The organism is Cesiribacter sp. SM1 (assembly GCF_020178975.1).
Classification (GTDB): domain Bacteria; phylum Bacteroidota; class Bacteroidia; order Cytophagales; family Cyclobacteriaceae; genus Cesiribacter.
Map to the genome: position 1 here is coordinate 15178 of NZ_JAHXBU010000038.1, position 19204 is coordinate 34381.

Consider the following 19204-nt stretch of genomic DNA (forward strand, 5'->3'; position numbering starts at 1 on the left):
TAAAAGCAAAAGCCGCTCCGTAGAGGAAGCGGCTTTTGCTTTATTTTTCCAGGCTGCAGACCTTACTCGCTCAACCGGAACAGCGGGCGCTCACGAAGAGGCAGTGCTGTATCGGAGGGTTGAATCATTCTGCCCTGATTGCCTTTTAGAAAATCGTTGTACTCACTGGCGAACTGATCGTAACGCACTCTGAGAAAGAGGGTGCGTTGATCAGCAGCCTCAATGCTATCTGATAGCTTGCCCATAAGCGGATACTGCTCAAAGGAAGGGTGGCTGCGTGCAAAGTCTATTACCTCCCGCTGCAGCTTGCTCACGGCAGAATCGTAACGGTCTATTTGCCGGCTCGTCATGGTTTCCGCCTCAAAGCGCAGGGCATACACCTGCTGCAGGTTATCCCATAGTGAATCGTAGCGGGCTTTATCGTAGCTGGGGGTGTAGGAAATTTCCTGAAGCAGGCGTTTCATATCGGAAAGCTTACCCTCTTCAGTAGCAGAAATATCCTGCCAGGCTACTTTAATACTGTCGTTTAGTGAATTATACACCACAGTAACCGAATCTGGTGCCATCTCTTCACTTCGTTTTTCTTCACTGGCACGCTGGCAGGCCGTATACGCGGCTGCCATCAATAGTACAAACACACAAACTCTGATGGTTTTTTGCATAGTTCTGGTCTTTCATCAGTGGGGACAAATTACACAGCTGTATTAAAAAAACAAACCGGATGCAAGATTATTGCAATCCGGTAAAGAATAATGGCTTATTTTTCAGGCACTTACGGCGCTAAAATATTTAAAGTTTTACTTTAAGTACATGGGTTTAATCCAACTTGCTTACAGTGGCTTGAACTGCTCAAAGGTTTCTTTGCACTGGGTGCAGTAGTGAATGGCCCTGCATAATGTAGGACCGAAGGGTGTTTTGAGTTGTGTTTCTGAGCTGCCGCAGTTAGGGCACTCTACATTTTCAAGAATATCGAGGTCTTCAATGAGTGCCTGTTGGGGAGGAGGGGCCAGGCCAAATTCTTTTAGTGCTTTTCTACCACGTTCTGTTATCCTGTCGGAGCTCCAGGGTGTTTCAAAGCTTACCAGCACATCGGCCTGCGCTATTCCCTTTTCGTGCAGCAGCTGTTCTACCTCCTGTTTCATATAGTCGAGTGCGGGGCAGCCAACAAAGGTGGGTGTCATGCGCACCTGCACGTGCTGGTCGGTAATTACGTTAATAGCCGTAATTACACCCAGGTCGTTGAGCGAGAGCACCGGAATTTCCGGGTCTTTCACTGCCTCAAGCCATTCACGTACGGTGGTTTCCTTTAACACTTTATTTTATTTGTTTGTGATATATTAACAGATGCAACTAAGGACAGTGGTCGCTTTTATTTGCCAGATTAACCCAACAGATGCCGGCATCTGAATGCAAATATCCTTTAGCAGGGGCCCTTATTAGCGCCCTAATCAATTAGCATATGCGCCATAATGGCTATGCACCCCAGGCCATGCCAAACGCTCTTGTTACTTACCAATCCGCAGCAGGATCTATCTTAAACACCTCTGCCATTTCATCCAGCAGGGGTTGCAGGTGCTGCGTGTGCTGGCCCCTGCGGCCGCCTGTTATGGGCTGCAGGCTGTTCATGCTGGGTAGCTGCAGGGCCGTAGGTTGCAGGGCTTTGCTGATCTGTTCTGCCCAGCGCTTTTGCAATTCGGCTTCTCCGGCAAAAATTCCCTGTTGTATCAGCTCATCCTCATAGGGCGACTTTTCGAAAATGCCGAGGGCATAGGGCAGGGCGTATTCCAGGCTCTGCTGCAGGCGGCTTACGCTTTCTTCTGTTGCCGTACCCAATTGTTTAATAAGGGTATTGGCATGCATTACATGGTATTTTAGCTCTCCGCGAATTTTTCTGGCCAGCTGTGCCAGTGGCTCATGGCTGCATTCGCTTAGCATACCAAAACGCAGAAATTCAGCATGATCGAACAGGAAGTGCCTGATCAGGCTGAAGTCGTACTCACCTACAGGCAACTCTACAAACTGGCTATTGTGAAACTGGCCTGCATTCCGCATAAAAGCTACTGTATCTGGCTCCTGCTCTCCCAGCTGATGCAGCATCTGGTACAGCTGGTAGCTTTGCCCTACCTTATCCTGTGCCATGGAGGAGAAGGCAATATCTTCCTCCAGCAGCGGACCTACGCCTGTCCATTCAGAATTCCGGTGGCCCAGTACCAGCTGGTCATCAGCCATTTTATAGAGTAGTTCTTTTAATGCTTTGTTCATGATGATGATGCTTTTAACTGTTGTGCTCGTTGCTGTAGCGCATTAGTTCTTTTCCTTAAACTCCTTTAGCCTATCGCTGGCCTTATAGGCAACAGCATCGCGATAGCCTTTTTCGGGTAGGGTCTGCCAGATGTCTTTGTCTTCTTCGTCTATGGTTAGCAGATCGCTGCGGCGTACGAGCCAGATGTTAAGCACCGGTTTTTCGGGTGTAAGGCTTTCTTTTGCTTTCAGGAAAGCTTCTTCTACAGTGGCTGCTTCCACGCTGCCGGCATGCTCGTGCTGTTTTCCTCTTTTCATCAGGTGAAAAACCTCGTAGGCTTCAGCAGGACCATCCGTTTCAGGAGCAGGCCCTTCCAGCAGCTCGTACACACTAAGCCCTCCATCGGTAACAGGGCTGGCCAAAACAGCAGAGGTTTCGGCTACGGCCATGCCACTGCAGGTAAAGCGGCGGCTGTATTGCTCCTTTGCATATAGCAGCGCCAGCTCCTGGGTTGGGGCATGTACAATGCCTGCATGTTCAAAATTTTTGCCCTCTTTCTTTTGCATAAACACCTGGTAGGTTACCAGCTGATCGAGCTCTTCCTTTTGCAGGGGCTGCTCGTTAATATCTGCAGGCATTTGCATGCGGCTCACGCGCGGATCGAGGGATTTGATAAATTCTTCAGACATAAAAACAAGGGACTAAAAAGAGCCTGGGTCTACTATAGTTAAAAAGAAAGCCAGCCGTGCATAATACGGGGCTGGCTTATACATCTGCACTTACGCAAGCGGTGCTACATATTTTCTGGCCGAAGCTTTCAGTGCTTCTCTTACCCACTTACCCCGCTCTTCGGCAGTACGGCGCACAGCCAGGCGCTCTTTGTTGCAGGGGCCATCGCCATTGATCACGCGCTTAAACTCGTCCCAGTCGGGCTCGGTATATTCCCACTTACCGCTTTCTTCATTCTTTTTAAGCTTAGGATCTGGTATGCTAAGGCCCAGCTCATAGATTTTTGGTACATACATATCCAGAAACTGCTGGCGCATATCGTCGTTGGAGGCCATTTTTACCTTCCAGCGCATCAGTGTTTCGCTGTGTACGCTCATTTTATCCGGTGGGCCAAAAAAGTGCATCAGCGGACCCCACCAGCGGTTTAAAGCAGCCTGCATCATTTCACGCTGTTTGGCTGTGCCGGTAGCCAGGTAAGTAACGGCATGGTGGCCGTACTTCAGGTGAAAGCTTTCTTCGGCACAAATGCGCTCCAGGGCACGGCAGTAGGGGCCATAGCTGCCCCGGCTGTTAGCCAGCTGGTTTACAATAGCGCCTGCATCTACCAGCCAGCTGATGGTACAGGCATCGGCCCAGGTAAAGGCAGGGTAGTTAAAAATATTGGAGTATTTTGATTTACCGTTCACCAGGTCGCTGATCATCTGCTCTCTTGGCTTGCCCAGGGTTTCGGCAGCGGCATAGAGCAGCTGAGCATGCCCCACCTCATCCTGTACCTTGGCCATAAGCGAAAGCTTGCGTTTAAAGCCGGGGGCGCGGGTAATCCAGGTGCCTTCGGGCAGGGCGCCAATAATTTCGCTGTGGCCATGCTGCTCAATCATGCGGATGAGCTGCTTGCGGTATAGCTGCGGCATCCAGTCAGAAGGCTCAATTTTTTCACCACGCTGTATACGGGCTTCAAACTCTGCTAACTGCTGAGGATCTTCCTGCTGTAAGTCTGTTCCCTGCAACTTTTCGAATGTATTTCCACCACCGTACATAAGCGTATCTGTTTTATTTTTTCTTCAATCCATTTAAAATCACGTCGGCCAGGCGCTGTCCAATTTCTTCGGCCGACATAGGACCCGTAGCTTTAAACCACTGGTGGGTCCAGTTAAGGGCCGAAAGAATGGTGAGCACGGCAAAGCGCTCGTCTAAGGCTACAAATTCTCCGTTGCGCAGGCCTTCATGTAGTATTTCACGAAATTTGCCCTCGTAGCGGTTACGCATCTGCTTAAATTCTTCCATATGGGGCTCACTCAGATGGCGCCATTCTGAAAAGAAAACTGCCGAAGCAGAAGTATCTTCCGTTATAACCTTTACGTGTGCAACAATGGCTCTTTCCAGCTTTTCGGCAGCGGTGCCGGTAAAGCCTGTGAGGGCTTCATTCTGAGCCTCAAAAAACATCCGGGCCATTCGAAAGCAAATGTTCTGCAGGATCTCCTCCTTGGAACGGATGTGTGAATACAGGCTGGCTGCCTCTATGCCCAGCGCCTGTGCCATGTCGCGCATGGAGGTAGCGGCATAGCCACGCTCCTGGAATAAGTTGGTAGCCGTTAATTCTACCTGTTTCTTTTTAGAGGGCATTCTTCCACTCATTACTGTACTTATCTAACAAATCTAAACAACCTAACGTTCGTTAGCAATAAGAAGTTGTTGTTTTTTATTGCTCACTTATATGATCTTGTAGTTCTTATATTCAAAAATCCGGTAGCCGGTAAGCTTTTCTACTATTCGACGAAAGCGGTCTTTCGGTTTAAGCCGATTGTAGGAGGGATCCCTGTCGAACTTCCAGTTTATGCGGTTTATCCGCTCCTGCATCAGTTTAGGGTGGGTGCCTGTAAAGCGCGCCAGTGAATGAATGGTGGAGTAGTCAAACTCTTCCTGCTTGCTTAGGTTTTGGGCAATCCATTCATCATCCCTGTAAAATTTGCGGGTGTCGTAATGCTTTTGCTGCATAATTTTAGGCGGACGCACCCAGCCGTAGTGATATACCCAGGCATCAACCAGCTTTACCCTTAGCTTTTTATTGTCGTCTTTGCGAAAGCCCTGCGCATCTTTGTAGGAGTAGATGTTTTTTGAGCTGCGCACAATGCGAATTTCGCGCCGGTACCAGTTGTAAGCATCGCCTACATAGTCATAGGAACCAAAAAAATGCAGGTAGTTGAATAGCAGTCCGTCTACCCGCTTATCTGATTTCCAGCGCTCCATGGCAGCCTGTATGCTTGGCAGGTACTTTTCGTGTATCACCTCATCACCCTGAATGTAAAAGGCCCAGTCTGCATCTGTAGTCACTTCGGCAAAGGCTTTATTGGTTTCTTCTGCCAAAACACTGCCGCCGGTACGCAGGCTGTCATCCCACACTGTTTGTATGATCCTGATCTTGTTCTGATCTATCTGCCGGATCAGCTCCAGTGTATTATCATCAGAATTACCCACTGCCACCACCACTTCGCTGCAGAGAGGCAGAATGGAGCGGATGGCTTCCGTTACAGGATAATCATATTTAATGGCGTTTCTGATGAATGTAAACCCAACAACTTTCATGCTTGGTGATGATAGAAAAGTATTCGCACAATTTACCATAAAGGTAAAAATGATAGGTTTCAAGCCAATACTTTTTAGCTAATCCGGCAGGTTCTGCCTTTTTACTAAAGGCAAATTTATGCCGGGGCAGCTTAGATTTCAGTTGAAGTGGAACAGCATAAGCGTTTTAAATGGCTTAACACCTACTGTTCAATCTCATGCAGGCTTTTAAAAAATTTATTACAGCTGGCAGTAATTCAATGAGTGTTCTGCTTGCCTTCCCTGCAGGTTTGGATAGACTGATAATAATTGTGCAGGGATTCAAAAATAAAAAAGGATGGCGGCCTGCCATCCTTTTTTATTACACTTTACCTACCACTACTGTGGTAAAGGTATCCGGGTCCAGATAATCTGTTGCCAGTCGCTTTACATCTTCTGCAGAGGTATCGTAGATCTGGCGCACATGATCAGTGAAAAACTCCAGGTCTATTCCGTTAAAATAGACTGTTTTGTATTTATCTGCCAGTGCAAAAGGCGTGTTGAGACTTCCAAGGAAGGTGCCTACCATGTAATTTTTGATAGTTTCCAACTCTTCCGGATCAATGGTCTCGCTTTGCAGCAGCTGTATCTGGCGCTTAATTTCATTTAAGGTATCTTCTGTATGTTCTCCGATAACATCGGTACCTATCAGAAAATAACCTGAATTCTTGAGAGGAATAAGGTTGGAATAAATGCCGTAGGTATAGCCACGTTCTTCCCTTATCTCTTTCATCAGGCGGCTGCCAAAGTAGCCACCCAGAGCGGTGTTCAGTACTGTAAACTTATGGAAATCGGGATGGGTAACATTAAACAGTACTTTACCCTGCCTGATGGAAGACTGCAGGCTGCCTTCTTTTTCAATATTAATGCGGCTTGTTTCCCCTGTTCCGGTTACGGATGTGGTTGAGCCTCGCAGGTCCCTGAAGGGCAGATCCCCAAAATGCTCCTCCAGCAGATCCAGCACCTGCTGGTCTACCTGGCCGGCAAGCATAATTTCAAAACCGTTGCGAATGTTGTCTTCATAGAACTGCACCACATGCTGCAACGCTATGCGGTCCAGGTCTTCCTGGTAAAGATGGCGTCCGTATGTATGTTCGCCATACAGGGCTTCCCTGAACCTTTTTGCGGCCACCACAGCATTTTTGGTTTCATCAACCTTAATCTGCTGCTTTTTAATATCCTTCAGAATATTAAACTCATGCTCCGGAAAGGTAGGCTGGGTTAGAATGGTTCTGAAGAGTGGCAGCAGGCTGGGCAGGTGCTTGCTTAGGCTGTAAAGCGTAAGGGTGCAGTAATCCAGGCCGGGGTGGTGCTCAACATAAGCACCATGAGCATCCAGTATGTTGGCAATTTCCTTAGAGCTGTAAGGGCCGGCACCTTCGGTAAGCATTTTGGTGGCAAAGAAAGATTGCCCCAGTACCTTTTCACTTACGGCACCATTTTTTACAATAAACTCCAGGCGCAGCACAGGCTGCTTGCCGGCATCTATGATGTGTACAGGCATACCACCTTTGAGCCTGAGGTGTGCTACCTCTGGCAGGTGAATGCTGTCTACTTTTTTATATGGAGGTGGACTTTTACGATCAAGCATACTTACAACTACTGCTGATCAGGGCGATTGTTTGTATTTGCTTTCACGAAATTTACACCCAGTGTAAAGCGGAGTGTTTCGGCAAGCGGGTGCTGCTGTTGCTGCGGAATCAGGTAAGCAAAGTCGAAATTCAGTACCTGGTAGCGCAGACCTACACCCAGGGTGAAGAACTTACGGGCACCTTTCAGGTCGTGCTCCCAGAAATATCCGGCACGGGCGGCAAACAGGTCATTATACCAGTACTCCAGACCAGAGGCAATGGTGATTTCTTTCAGCTCTTCTGAAAAGCCATCAGGCGCATCTGCCACAGAGGTGAAAATACCGTTTACCAGCGGACGGTTTGGATCTCTTCCATCTATCACATTTGGGTTGCCGTCCGGGCCATAAACGTATTGTCCGGTTTCATCCGTTTCGTAAATAGGAGGGGTAGGCACCAGCAATTTATTAAAATCTACTGCTACGGTAATTTTATTGAATGGATCGAGATTGGCAGTATAGGCAGTACCTATGCGCAGGTTGGTAGGGATAAAGCTTTCGGTGCTTTCGTCGAGGTAAGAGATTTTATTGCCAATGTTAGAGATAACTGCCGCCAGGGCCAGGTTACCATCACGGGCACCCACCACCAGATCGGAATTATAATAGAGACCAACATCTGCAGCAATGCTGTTACCAGGTGTAGCAACCTGTGTGCTGCTAACAGGTACCTCACCTGCCAGGTTTGAGTATATGTACCGGCCTGTAACACCCAGACCTAATTTTTCAGATAATTTCCTGGAGTAGCTGGCATCAATGGCAAGCTCCTGTGGCCTGAAGTTTGGGGCTATCGGCGTTCTGCCATCTTCTGTTAAAAAGATTTCCCCAAGATCGAAATACCTAAGCGAGAAGGCAATGGCCTGCAGATCATCAAGTTTATAGAAGCCAGCCAGGTAGAGCAGGTTCATGTCATCTACGATCTTGCCTAACCAGGGGGTATAGGAAAGCGATGCGCCAAAGTCTTTTTCTGCAAATACCAGCTTGCCTACATTCCAGTGAGCAGAGTTAGCATCGGGAGAGATGGCCGCTCCGGCATCGCCCATGGCTCCGCTGCGGGCATCTGGTGAAATCATTAGAAAGGGAACAGCCGTGATGATAGGGCGGGCAGCCGTATCCTGACCTATAAATGCCTGACCCTGGCCAAAAGCATTAGAAACAGTAACTACTAAGAAGAATAGTATAAGGATTTTACGCATGATGCAATTAATGAAACAAATCCGGCTTAAAGATAAAGAAATATTTTTTATTTCAGGATTACAAGTTTTTCTGCTCTCTCTGCCACACTACCATCTGAGAGGGAACGCAGCACCACCTTGAATACGTATATGCCCGGATTTAAATTTTTGTTGTTGATTCCGGGTGCTGACAGGTGTAGCGTGCCGGTTGCGGCAAGGCTTGTCTGCTTAAGCCGCTGGTACACACGGCCATCCATGCCATAAACCAGCAGTTCTATCTCAAGATCGTCGCCGGACCTGGTGTGGGTAATAGCAAAATTTGTTTGTTCCCTTAGTGGGTTTGGGTAATTGCGGGCACTGGTAATACTGATGCCCTCACTGCCGGGTACTACAAAATCAATAGACTGAACGCTGCCATTACCATGCGTATCCCAGGCTTGTAAGTTAAGCCTGTGCCGGCCTGGGGGTAAATTGTAGAGCGGAAAACGGAGCCAGCCTTCTTTGTAATTACCTTTTGTACTGATGTAGTAATCATTTAAAATAAATGTACTGGTATCGTTCAGTACGGCCTCTATGTTCTGGCCGGGTACGGAATAAGATATGTTGATGCCATGCTCATCCTGTAGCTTTGCCAGCAGCATGGCCTGGCTGGCTACAGGATTACCAGAGACAAATGTTGTATCGTTCAGGTAGAGCTGCACCTGAGGGGGCGTGCGGTCATTTGCTTTGCCGGCTGCACTTCCGCCTATTTTTATTTGTTCGCTGGCGCCGGCAGCATCTCGTTTGCCATCTGCATGGGTGGCATACAGCTCAATTCTGCCAAAGCCAGTTTCGTAGCGAATGTTTTTGGGCACTGCCATCTCAAAAAAGAAATGACCGTTCTTTACGCTTGCTTCACCCCTGTGTAGTACATTCTGGCGCTGGCTGTAGGTCATGGCAGGATCGCTTTGCCCCAGGGTGCTTAGCATATCACTTTTGTCATATACAGTGGCCAGCAGGGTGCCGCTGAAACTTGCATCTGCTTCCTGATCGGGGTTTACAACCATGCCTTCTATACGCACTATTTCATATGCCTTAAGGGTATCGAGTGCTTCTGCGCCAGTAAGGCGGGTAATAGCCGTGAGCGCAATAGGCTGCTTTGGGTAGGCCAGCTGCAGGGAGGGGTCTCCCAGCAAAACAAAATTGCGGTTGTACACGCCTGTTTCAGGCACCCCTTCATTTTTAGTGAGGCGGGTTATATCGCCCAGTCGACGGATTTCTCCGCTAGCTGAAGGAAAAGCGTACTTGTAAAAAGCACTGTTGATCTTAAAATTAGAGAAAGTAAAAACAGGCCGGGCAGTTGTAAGCAGACCAATGGCGCCTCCGCCAGGGTTAAGGATCAGGCTTTCCGCGCCGGAACGCAGTTCTCCATCGTGCAATCCAAACTCGCAGGTGGCGGTTACAAAAAGCGGCAGCTTGTTGCGGTTCTGCAGGTTTTCGGCTGCAGTTTTAGAAAATATGTTCTCGAAGGTCCAGAAGCGGTGACTGCCATGCCCGGTGAAATTCACAATCAGCGCCCCCTGGTCAATGGCATCTCTTAGTGCCTTTTGTGCTCCCGGAGAAGTCTGGCTGTTGGCCGTAATAATCTTCGGGTAGGCATCTACGTATATTTTGCGCGGGGAGTAAAGATCGTTGGCAGTCGTTGCCAGCCTGGCTAGCTGTTCTGCATCCTGCTGGTGTACATTGCCGTCTTCATCGTCTGCAACAAACAGGATGCGCTGCCGCCAGTTGCCAAAGGTAGCTTCATCGCTGCTGTAGCGTATCAGTTTATCTACCACCTGCCGGGCCTCGGTGGCCGTGGTTACCGGCAGGCGGCCAATGCCAATATCGAGCGACTGGTTGCCACTTTCATCTTCGGTCCAGTCTCCTTCGTGCTCCTCCAGAAAGCCATAGAAATCATCTGAGGCGTAGCTGTTGATGGGGTGCACAGAGTTATAAGACTCATAAAGCGGCACCAGGTTAAAAGGCTGCTGGGTGCGCTGCTTATAATCGTAGTAGCCCCTGCCAAACAACAGGAGGTAGCGTAGCCTGCCGCCTCCCTGCTGGTGGAGGTAGCGCACATAATCGCGTATGGCGGCAACATCCTGCCTTCCGGAAGAAAATTCATTGTATACCTGCCGCGTAGTTACCACTTTTACTGCCAGGCCATCGTGGCTGCGCCTGAAATCTGCCAGACGTTCTGCCTCGGCCAGCAGGCTTTGGTGGGTAACAATTAGCAGCTCGGGCTGCAGATCGGCATGCAGGTTCTGGTTGGGCACAGGTCCAAAAGAAACCGGTGCAGGTGCATCGGCAGGCGTAAAGGCTATAAAACTTTTCAGCTGGTTGCTGGCGGTACCAAAAAGGAGCTGGTTGTTTTGCAGGCTTGCCTCCTGCGCCAGCGGCTGTTGCGGATTGCTGATGTCCCAAACCTGGAGGCCGGCTGGCGCATCGGCCAGCTGGTAGGTAACAGCCGGGTGGTTTATGCTTTGTGGAGATATGAATGATAACTGACTGCCACGGTAGCGCAGGCGAGTTGGAGTCTGCAGCAGGTAATAATCGAGATAGGCTTTGTTGCCTGAATTGCCGCCACTTAGGGATATCTGTAGCTGCAGGGGTGCGCTGCCTGTAAAGGCAGCTGTAGATACCTGGCTTTCCTTTTCGGCTATCCAGCCTTTTTCGGCATACTGATAATCAATGGTATGGCGGATGGATACTTCCTGCTGAAGCTGGTTATTAAGTAGAACTGAAAAGCTAACTGCACTCCTGTTGGTGTTGATAAAGGCAGTGCGGAGCCGCACGTTTCCTTCTGTTAGCTCCTGCAGGGCAGTGGTGTATTGGCGTGAAGCTGTCAGGCCAAAGGCATCGCCAAACCAGCGGCGCCCCGAGGAGATAATGTTTACCTCGTCCTTTTCGTAGACCTCCACTGCTTCGTAGCTGGTAATGGCGGGATAACTGAGCCCTTCGTTAGCGCCTTGTGTCTGTCGCAGCCCGGGCGTTGTGCCCATGCCTATAAAGTAATAGGCAGTATCGCTGTAAATATTTTTCTGATGATTGTACCAGCCGCTCTCCTGATCATAAGTAAGGGCATCAGGACCCTGCGCATAAAAAAGCAGGTAATCGGCAGCATCGAGACGACCATCATCACCGCCTACAACCTGTACAGCCAGCTGGGGCAGGTCCTGGTGGCGTGCTGAAGCATTGGGTTCCGGCACCATGCCGCCCCCATAACCACTGATCTGCAGGTTAGCCGGATCGGCACCTGCAGCCAGTATGCTATTGCTGCTTAAAAAAGAAGAAGAAATTTTGTAGACCCCGCTCTGGGTAACACCTATCCTGATCCAGCGGCCTTCGGCCAGCGCACTATTTTGCTGTGCAGCACTATCTGGAGATAGGCACAAACATGTACATAAAGCGCATAAAAGGAGTCGCCAGGGCATAGGCTGCTTTGCAGTGCTCATCGATAACGGCCTTTTTGCCGAGCTGGTTCCCGCACAGGAGGAGCCATTCTGAAAACGTGGCCCGGGCCTCGTGTATTGTGCAGGAGTAGCCTTCCTTAATCAGCCGGGCCAGCAATATTTTGCAGGCTTCACCTAACTGTTGGCTGGCAGAATCACGGCTTTCGGCTCCAGTTGAACGTGTTTACCGATACAAACAGCCTGTGCCTTTGTAGTTCAAGGCTGGCAAGGCGTTGTATTACTGCTTTGCCTTGTGGGTCCGGGATCTCTTCAGGGATCAGGCTGCTTTCAGTGCGATATCTCATGTTCTTTGTGGAACATGGAAAGAGCTACGTACAACAAAATGATGAGCGGTATAGCTACAAATTTGAAGAAAATAATCAATAGTAGAGAAAGTAGGAGGAAAATATATTTAACCCGGTTGTGTGCCCAGCTAAAGTCTTTGAACTTTAGTGCAAACAGCGGCAGCTCTGCCACCAGTAAAAAAGACATGATAAAGGCTACAGCCAGCAAAAATGCCGGGTGACGCATAAACTCCCAGCCGGGCTGCCTGTCCAGGATGAGGGGGAATGAGCTGATGAGCAGGGCATTGGCAGGCGTGGGTACACCAATAAAACTGGTGGTCTGGCGGGTATCTACATTAAACTTAGCCAGCCGTATGGCCGAAAAGATCGCTACAATGAATGCAAGGTAGGGAACCCACTCGGGTACTGCTGTTTCGCGCAGCATGGCAAACAGTATCATGGCGGGTAGCAGGCCAAAGGTTACCATATCGGCCAGGGAGTCCAGCTCGCCGCCAATGGGAGAGCTTACTTTTAGCGTGCGGGCGGCAAAGCCATCGAAAAAATCAAATATAGCGGCAAGCCAGATCAGGTAAGGACCCCAGATCATACTGCCCTCCAGTACTTCTACAACTCCCAGGCATCCGCACACCAGGTTGCTGCACGTAAGGGCATTTGGAATGTAATGGCGAATGCTCACGCGATTAAATTACTAAAGAATGGATTGAATAACTTTTCCTGCTTAATGGTGGTGGCAGGGCCATGGCCACAGTAAATTTTGGTGTCGTCGGGCAGGGTAAAAAGTTTCTCACGAATGCTCTTCATCAGTGTTTCGTGGTTGCCGCCGGGCAGATCGGTCCGGCCAATGCTGCCGGCAAAGAGGCAGTCGCCATTGATGCAGAACTTTTGCTCCTGCTGCCAGAATGCAACATGGCCAGGGGCGTGGCCGGGTACAAAAAGTACTTTAAGCTCATGCTTGCCAAGCATCAGCGTTTGGCCTTCCTCCAGCCAGGCATCGGCTTCGGTAGGTTGGTAGCGCGAAAATCCGTACATAGGTGCATAGGTAGGTACGGCGCGCAGCACCTGGTCTTCAATCTGGTGTATCTGCAGGGGCAGGTTCCATTTGGTTTTTACAAACCAGTTGCCCAGCACATGATCTATATGGCAGTGGGTGTTGAGCAACAGGGCAGGCTCCAGGCCTTTTTCTTCTATGAATAGTGCCAGTTGTTCCTGCTCTTCGGGCTCGTAGCAGCCCGGATCTATGATGGCAGCCTGCAGGCTTTCTTCATCATATAATACAAAAGTGTTCTCTGAAAAAGGATTGAAGGTAAAGCTCTCTACTTTTATCATGCGCCTGTTTTTTGCGAAAATGTACTTAATTTTGACAATTTACCAAGGCAATTTGTTTTCTTTCGCCCATGAAGGTTGATGCACTCATCATAGGCCAGGGGCTGGCCGGTACGCTCTTGTCTTACAATTTACTTAAGCAGGGCTTTTCTGTAATGGTACTGGACCAGCCACAGCTCACAGCCTCCAGCAGGGTGGCCGCTGGTATATACAATCCCATTACAGGCAGGCAAATGGTTAAAACCTGGTGGGCCGACCGGCTGTTTCCGTTAATTCCGCAGGCCTATGGAGAACTGGAGCAGCTGTGTGGCAGCCTGTTTCTGCACCAGATGCCTGTTTACCGCCCTTTTTTTTCTATTGCAGAACAAAACGACTGGTCGGGCCGCTGGAGCGATGCCGCCTATGCTCCCTATATTGAGCAGGTGCATGTAGCCCCTGCCTACACGCCCCATATAAAAAATCCTTATGGAGGGCTGCTGTTGAAGCAGACCGGCTGGCTTGATATTCCGCTTCTGCTGCAGGCGTGGAAGCAATACCTGCAGGCACGGAATAGTTTCCGTAGTGAAATTTTTCAGGAGGATACACTAGAGGTAGGGGGTGAAGGCGTTAACTACCAGAATGTTGAAGCCCGCTGGGTCATTTACTGTAATGGAACTGCACAGTTGCAGAGCCGGTTCTGGCAGTGGCTGCCACTACGGCCGGTAAAAGGAGATGTGCTGCTGCTGCAGGCAAATGCAGCCTTGCCGGTAATTCCGAACAGGGGTGTGTTTATGGTGCCGGTGGGAGAGGGGCTTTTCAGGGCCGGCTCTACCTATTATCACCAGGATTTACACTTAACCCCCGATCCGAAAGGGCGGCAGGAGATTGAAGAAAAGCTGGCTGATCTGATCAGTATTCCCTGGCAGGTACTGGAGCAGCAGGTAGGCATACGCCCGGCAACCAAAGACCGCCGGCCGGTGCTGGGCCCTCACCCGGAGCATAAATCTGTTTATGTTTTCAATGGTTTGGGTACCAAGGGCGTTAGCCTGGCACCCTATTGTGCAGAAATGTTAACACAACACCTGAAAAACGGCTCAGATCTGGCAACAGAAATATGTATTGAGCGGTTTTATTCGTTATATTAGAACACTTGCCCATCAATAAGGCCTATGTCTGTTTTTACACGTTACATGCTGGCACTGTGCTGCCTTTTTTTACCCTTTACACTGTCGGCACAGCTTACCAAATCAGATTTTGGAAAGAACCGCCTGCAATACAAGGAATTTAACTGGCGCTACTACAGCACTACCAATTTCGATATTTACTTCTACGACGATGGGCAGGAGCTTGCCAGGCTTACCGCTCGTTATATTGAAGATGAATATGATCGCATAACAGATGTGCTGGGCTACGCGCCCTATTCCAAAACCAAGATCTTTCTCTACAACTCCCTTGCCGATTTACAGCAAAGCAATGTAGGTGCTAATGAAACTCCATTTACTGTGGGGGGGCAGACGAACTTTGTAAAGTCGCAGGTAGAAATTGCTTTTCCGGGAACACTGCAGGAGTACAAAGAAGAGCTGATTTTAAGAGTATCGCATATGCTGCTGATGGATATGATGTTCGGCGGAAGCCTTTCAGATATTTTTCAGAACACCTACCTCATGACCCTGCCGGAGTGGTTCCTGGAGGGAGCTGCCCGCTATGTTGCCTATGGCTGGGGTATGCAGATGGATGATTACATGCGCGATGAGTTTAAAGACGGTAAAGCGCCCAAGCTTAATAAACTGAAAGGGCTGCAGGCGGCCCTGGTAGGCCAGTCTGTCTGGAATTACATTGCAGAAGAGTACGGACGCTCCAACATCTCTAATATCCTGAACTATACGCGTATTATCAGAAATGAAGAAATGGCAATTTCCAATACACTGGGAATGCCCTTCAGGCAGTTTATGGGAGGCTGGCAGAAATTCTATACTGAAAATGCCAGAGAAGTACTTGCCGACTATACTGTTCCTGCAGATGAAAACCTGGTATCGAACAGGCGCTCCGGTCTGCAGCTCCACAATAGTGTAGCCCTAAGCCCGGGCGGCCGTTACCTTGCCTTTACTGAGAATTATAAAGGAAGCTATTCCATCAGGGTAAAAGATACACGCACGGGCAAAACCAGAACCGTTCTTAAAACAGGTTACAGAATTTTAGACCAGCAGACCGACGATACCATTCCTCTTGTAGACTGGCAGGACAGCACAAGCCTGGGGGTAATGAGCGTACGTAAAGGTTTGTATACCCTCTACCTGGTAAATGTGCTTAACCGCAGGTCTGAACGCCAAACCATTGGTAAAATAAGCCAGGTAAACAATTTCTCCTTTTCGCCTAATGGCCGTGTAATTGCCATGAGTGCAGAAAAGCAGGGTAGAAATGATATTTACCTCTATAGCCTCAAGCGCAACAGCTTAACTGCCATCACCAACGACTGGTATGATGATATTACACCTTCTTTTGTGCCTGGTACAAACAATATTGTCTTTAGCTCAAACCGCTTAACTGACACACTTAATACCAACAGGCCTGTTGAGTTGAAAGAGATAACAGATAACTACAACCTGTTCATCTATAATGTAGATACTACCAGGGATGTGTTGGTGAGGGTAACAAACACACTGGGCAAAAGTCAGCAGCCGCTGGCTGATGGTAAGGGTAATATCTATTTCCTTAGTGAGCAGAGAGGCATCAACAACCTGTTTCGCTACAATATGTATGACAGCCTCTACCACCAGATTACGTCGTATTACACAGGTATCGAAGATTATTCACTCGATTTAGGTACAAACGCTCTGGCTTTTATTAGCCTGAATGATGGCGATGAGCGCCTTTACTATCTGCCCAATATTGATCTGAGCGTTAATAAATTTACCAAACCTACCAAACGACAGGGAATTCTGCAGGCGCGTAAGTTTTACCAGAACAGGCTTAGAGAGGCAACAGGCACTGGTACTCAGCAGGGGCAGAGCCTGCAGCGAAGGAGAGGAACTCCTGCAGATACTGCACAAAGTGTACCTCCAACGCTGGAATCACAGGCGCCAACGCTGGTAACACCACCCGATACCACCCAGGCAGCAACGCAGCCAGAACCTGAAGTGGCTGCGGAAGAACCCGAAGAGCCAGGCCTGATCAATACCGATAATTATGTATTTGATGCCACCGCAACAAGTACACAGGGGCCTGCAAGAGAGCAGGAGCCAAGCAGGCAGCAGGTGCAGGAGCGGCGTTCGGCATCTTTCTTAAGTGCATACCGGCAAACCAGAAAGAAAGACCCGATGCAGGGGCCTTTCCGGATGGAGCCAAGGTTTATGGTGAATAATGTGGTAACCTCTATTGCTTTTGATCCTTTACGGGCCAGCATTGGTGCCGGTAGTTTAGGATTTGTAATTGAGGGAGAGCTTAACGATATGCTGGAGAACCATAAAATTTATGGTGGTGTGCTGGCGATGTCGGATTTGCGCAGTGGTGACCTGTTCCTGGAGTATCAGTACCTGAAGCACCTCATCGATTTTAAGGTACGTTATGACCGACGGGTAATTATTGCCCCCATGGCCGATGTAGAAAGAGATAAGTTTGCTCTAAATAAAGCTGCCTTTACCTTTGCCTATCCTTTCTCTATCAGTACCAGGCTGGAGGGCGGACCTACTGTGGCAAGCTCCAGCTTTATTCCTATCTACGATCCCAACAGAGCAAACACCAGTAACCTCTTATCTAACGAAAACACCTTTTACGCAGGTGGGCATGCGCAGGTGGTGTTCGATAACACGGTAGTCAAGGGCTTTAATATTTTCCAGGGCACAAGAGGTCGCCTGCAGTATGAGCACATGCTCGGCATCGACGATCAGGAAATGGGCTTCGGAAAAATCACTGGTGAGATCAGGCACTACCAGCCTATCAGCAGGGAAATAACACTGGCAGGCCGCCTGTTCTACGGAAGGTTTACCGGAGAGAATAAACCGCTCTTTATACTGGGGGGAATGGATAACTGGCTGTTCAACAGAACCAATTACCGCTCTAAAGACCCGCTGCTTCCGCCAGCCAGCGACAACCACCAGGATAGAAGAAACCTGCTCTTCCATGATTATGTAACTCCTTTACGCGGCTTCAGCTATAATGCCCAGCATGGTACCAACGCCCTGGCCCTGAACCTGGAGTTGCGCGTGCCACTGATCCAGTACTTCTACAGAGGTCCTATTTCTTCTAATTTCTTCAGGAACCTGCAGCTTACCAGCTTTTTCGACATAGGCTCCTCGTGGTCTGGTAAACCACCATTTTACCAGGCGAATAGTGTAAACACCGAGCCTATACCTGATGAGGGCAGCGGTTTTGATATTGTTGTAGTTAACTACCGGAACCCCTGGCTTAGTGGTTATGGCTTTGGCATAAGAACTGTGTTGCTGGGCTACTACGCCAAGTTTGATATAGCAAAACCAATTGTTGATTATGAGGTAGGAAGCACCAGGTTCTACTTCACCCTTGGATATGATTTCTAAAAAACATCGTACTATATACCTGAAAAGCCTCCCGCTACTTAGCAGGAGGCTTTTTTATGTTTTATAGCTGTAGCATGATATACAGCATGTCCAGCATACTACCTTGGCAATAGTGCTTCGCCAGTGGCTCACAAACAGGCAAACCACCCGTGTTATGCCATAGTTTTGCGCAGGCAGCTGTAATTTGTCTTTGATTAGTAATGCGCAGCTCTATTACAATTTGAGCCTGCAAATACTACTACTGCTACTTTCGTGGGAACAAAATTAAAATAAGTGTTAGTTTTGCTGCATACGGTACTAAGCTAATTCTAAATCAGTTGTATGCTAAAATCAATGACCGGCTATGGCAAAGCACAAGCCGAGAAAAATAATGTGTTAATTACCGTGGAGGTTAAGACATTAAATTCAAAATACTTAGAGTTAAATCTGCGTTTACCCAAAGCCTACACTGACTATGAGATGGAGGTGCGCCACCAGCTGAACCATTTGTTGGTGAGAGGCAAGGCAAATGTAACCGTAGAGGTACAGTATCTGGGTATTTCCAGTACACAGATCAATTATAATAAAGAGCTTTTTCGCCATTATTATCAAACCCTGCAACAATTGGCCAGGGAGGTTGGAGCACCCGAGAATGATATTTTTCGCCTGGCACTTCAGCAGCCTGAGGTAGTAAGTACGCCGGTGGTTGAGCTGGAGGAAGAGGAGTGGAAGCTGATGGAGGAAACCATCAGAATGGCGGCTAAGCAGTGTGATGCATTCAGGATCAGGGAAGGAGAAGCCCTGCGCATGAAGCTGCACGGCTATGCTGTTGAAATAGGACGCCTGTTAAGTGAAATAGAAAAGCTGGACAGTGGCAGGATCGATAACATCAGGGAGCGCCTTGAAAAGCGGGTTGAGGAGCTGATGTCTCTGGATAAGATGGACAAGAACAGGCTGGAGCAGGAGATGTTCTTTTACATTGAAAAACTCGAGATAAGCGAGGAGAAGGTAAGGCTGCGTACACACCTTTCTTATTTTGAACAAACACTCCAGGCGCCTGATTCTAACGGTAAAAAGCTGGGCTTCCTCTCACAGGAGATCGGCCGCGAAATTAATACAATCGGTTCTAAAGCCAATGATGCAGAAATTCAGCTGCGGGTAATTCAGATGAAAGAAGAGCTCGAAAAAATCAAAGAGCAAAGTCTGAATATTCTCTAGTTCTCATAAAAAAGAGGCTTC

Annotated in this window: 16 protein-coding genes; 3 read left to right on the forward strand and 13 right to left on the reverse strand. The window is 48.7% G+C overall.

The window, feature by feature from the left end; translation table 11 throughout:
* Positions 1-62 precede the first annotated feature (62 nt).
* The 13 genes from KWJ01_RS04095 to KWJ01_RS04155 form a co-directional block, all read right to left on the reverse strand.
* Positions 63-662 (reverse strand): hypothetical protein, encoded by a 600-nt coding sequence (locus KWJ01_RS04095; RefSeq protein WP_224995151.1) that lies wholly within the window; start codon positions 660-662, stop codon positions 63-65.
* A 168-nt stretch (positions 663-830) separates the two neighbouring features.
* Positions 831-1313, reverse strand: coding sequence for a 1,2-phenylacetyl-CoA epoxidase subunit PaaD (gene paaD / locus KWJ01_RS04100; protein WP_224995152.1), 483 nt, complete (start codon positions 1311-1313; stop codon positions 831-833).
* Positions 1314-1509: 196 nt separating this feature from the next.
* The gene (paaC, locus tag KWJ01_RS04105; protein ID WP_224995153.1) at positions 1510-2262 is read right to left on the reverse strand and encodes a 1,2-phenylacetyl-CoA epoxidase subunit PaaC; all 753 of its coding nucleotides are present in this window, start codon (positions 2260-2262) and stop codon (positions 1510-1512) included.
* 42 nt (positions 2263-2304) lie between these two features.
* Positions 2305-2931, reverse strand: coding sequence for a phenylacetic acid degradation b (locus tag KWJ01_RS04110; protein WP_224995154.1), 627 nt, complete (start codon positions 2929-2931; stop codon positions 2305-2307).
* Positions 2932-3021: 90 nt separating this feature from the next.
* A complete protein-coding gene (paaA, locus tag KWJ01_RS04115) occupies positions 3022-4008 on the reverse strand; it encodes a 1,2-phenylacetyl-CoA epoxidase subunit PaaA (protein WP_224995155.1) in 987 nt (328 codons plus the stop codon).
* Positions 4009-4021: 13 nt separating this feature from the next.
* Positions 4022-4606 (reverse strand): TetR/AcrR family transcriptional regulator, encoded by a 585-nt coding sequence (locus tag KWJ01_RS04120; protein WP_224995156.1) that lies wholly within the window; start codon positions 4604-4606, stop codon positions 4022-4024.
* Between the two features lie 75 nt (positions 4607-4681).
* The gene (locus KWJ01_RS04125; protein WP_224995157.1) at positions 4682-5554 is read right to left on the reverse strand and encodes a glycosyltransferase family 2 protein; all 873 of its coding nucleotides are present in this window, start codon (positions 5552-5554) and stop codon (positions 4682-4684) included.
* A 340-nt stretch (positions 5555-5894) separates the two neighbouring features.
* Positions 5895-7163, reverse strand: a complete 1269-nt coding sequence (locus KWJ01_RS04130) for a pitrilysin family protein (protein WP_224995158.1) — start codon at positions 7161-7163, stop codon at positions 5895-5897.
* Between the two features lie 8 nt (positions 7164-7171).
* Positions 7172-8392, reverse strand: coding sequence for a type IX secretion system outer membrane channel protein PorV (gene porV, locus KWJ01_RS04135; protein WP_224995159.1), 1221 nt, complete (start codon positions 8390-8392; stop codon positions 7172-7174).
* A gap of 47 nt (positions 8393-8439) precedes the next feature.
* Positions 8440-11787 carry a type IX secretion system sortase PorU gene (gene porU, locus KWJ01_RS04140; protein WP_224995160.1) on the reverse strand — a complete coding sequence of 1116 codons (3348 nt, stop codon included), beginning with the start codon at positions 11785-11787 and terminating at the stop codon, positions 8440-8442.
* Between the two features lie 212 nt (positions 11788-11999).
* Positions 12000-12149 carry a hypothetical protein gene (locus tag KWJ01_RS04145; protein WP_224995161.1) on the reverse strand — a complete coding sequence of 50 codons (150 nt, stop codon included), beginning with the start codon at positions 12147-12149 and terminating at the stop codon, positions 12000-12002.
* Entirely contained in the window at positions 12133-12825 is a 693-nt protein-coding gene (gene pssA / locus KWJ01_RS04150) for a CDP-diacylglycerol--serine O-phosphatidyltransferase (protein ID WP_224995162.1), read from the reverse strand. The genes KWJ01_RS04145 and pssA overlap by 17 nt, the downstream gene beginning before the upstream one ends.
* Positions 12822-13475: an MBL fold metallo-hydrolase gene (locus KWJ01_RS04155; RefSeq protein WP_224995163.1), complete on the reverse strand. Its 654-nt coding sequence runs from the start codon at positions 13473-13475 to the stop codon at positions 12822-12824. The genes pssA and KWJ01_RS04155 overlap by 4 nt, the downstream gene beginning before the upstream one ends.
* A gap of 68 nt (positions 13476-13543) precedes the next feature.
* On the opposite strand from KWJ01_RS04155, the gene KWJ01_RS04160 reads away from it, so the two are divergent.
* The 3 genes from KWJ01_RS04160 to KWJ01_RS04170 all read left to right on the forward strand — a co-directional run bounded on the left by KWJ01_RS04160 (position 13544) and on the right by KWJ01_RS04170 (position 19183).
* Positions 13544-14596, forward strand: a complete 1053-nt coding sequence (locus KWJ01_RS04160) for an FAD-binding oxidoreductase (protein WP_224995164.1) — start codon at positions 13544-13546, stop codon at positions 14594-14596.
* Positions 14597-14620: 24 nt separating this feature from the next.
* The gene (locus tag KWJ01_RS04165; RefSeq protein WP_224995165.1) at positions 14621-17986 is read left to right on the forward strand and encodes a translocation protein TolB; all 3366 of its coding nucleotides are present in this window, start codon (positions 14621-14623) and stop codon (positions 17984-17986) included.
* Between the two features lie 321 nt (positions 17987-18307).
* The gene (locus tag KWJ01_RS04170) at positions 18308-19183 is read left to right on the forward strand and encodes a YicC/YloC family endoribonuclease (protein WP_224995166.1); all 876 of its coding nucleotides are present in this window, start codon (positions 18308-18310) and stop codon (positions 19181-19183) included.
* Positions 19184-19204: the final 21 nt, after the last annotated feature.

Bases quoted from the DNA above. Each gene is read 5' to 3' on its own strand.
- KWJ01_RS04165 (WP_224995165.1), top strand. From the start codon at position 14,621: ATGTCTGTTTTTACACGTTACATGCTGGCACTGTGCTGCCTTTTTTTA.
- KWJ01_RS04110 (WP_224995154.1), bottom strand. From the start codon at position 2,931: ATGTCTGAAGAATTTATCAAATCCCTCGATCCGCGCGTGAGCCGCATG.
- KWJ01_RS04130 (WP_224995158.1), bottom strand. From the start codon at position 7,163: ATGCTTGATCGTAAAAGTCCACCTCCATATAAAAAAGTAGACAGCATT.
- paaA (WP_224995155.1), bottom strand. From the start codon at position 4,008: ATGTACGGTGGTGGAAATACATTCGAAAAGTTGCAGGGAACAGACTTA.
- KWJ01_RS04120 (WP_224995156.1), bottom strand. From the start codon at position 4,606: ATGAGTGGAAGAATGCCCTCTAAAAAGAAACAGGTAGAATTAACGGCT.
- KWJ01_RS04095 (WP_224995151.1), bottom strand. From the start codon at position 662: ATGCAAAAAACCATCAGAGTTTGTGTGTTTGTACTATTGATGGCAGCC.
- KWJ01_RS04160 (WP_224995164.1), top strand. From the start codon at position 13,544: ATGAAGGTTGATGCACTCATCATAGGCCAGGGGCTGGCCGGTACGCTC.
- KWJ01_RS04170 (WP_224995166.1), top strand. From the start codon at position 18,308: ATGCTAAAATCAATGACCGGCTATGGCAAAGCACAAGCCGAGAAAAAT.
- KWJ01_RS04145 (WP_224995161.1), bottom strand. From the start codon at position 12,149: ATGAGATATCGCACTGAAAGCAGCCTGATCCCTGAAGAGATCCCGGAC.
- paaC (WP_224995153.1), bottom strand. From the start codon at position 2,262: ATGAACAAAGCATTAAAAGAACTACTCTATAAAATGGCTGATGACCAG.
- KWJ01_RS04155 (WP_224995163.1), bottom strand. From the start codon at position 13,475: ATGATAAAAGTAGAGAGCTTTACCTTCAATCCTTTTTCAGAGAACACT.
- KWJ01_RS04125 (WP_224995157.1), bottom strand. From the start codon at position 5,554: ATGAAAGTTGTTGGGTTTACATTCATCAGAAACGCCATTAAATATGAT.
- porV (WP_224995159.1), bottom strand. From the start codon at position 8,392: ATGCGTAAAATCCTTATACTATTCTTCTTAGTAGTTACTGTTTCTAAT.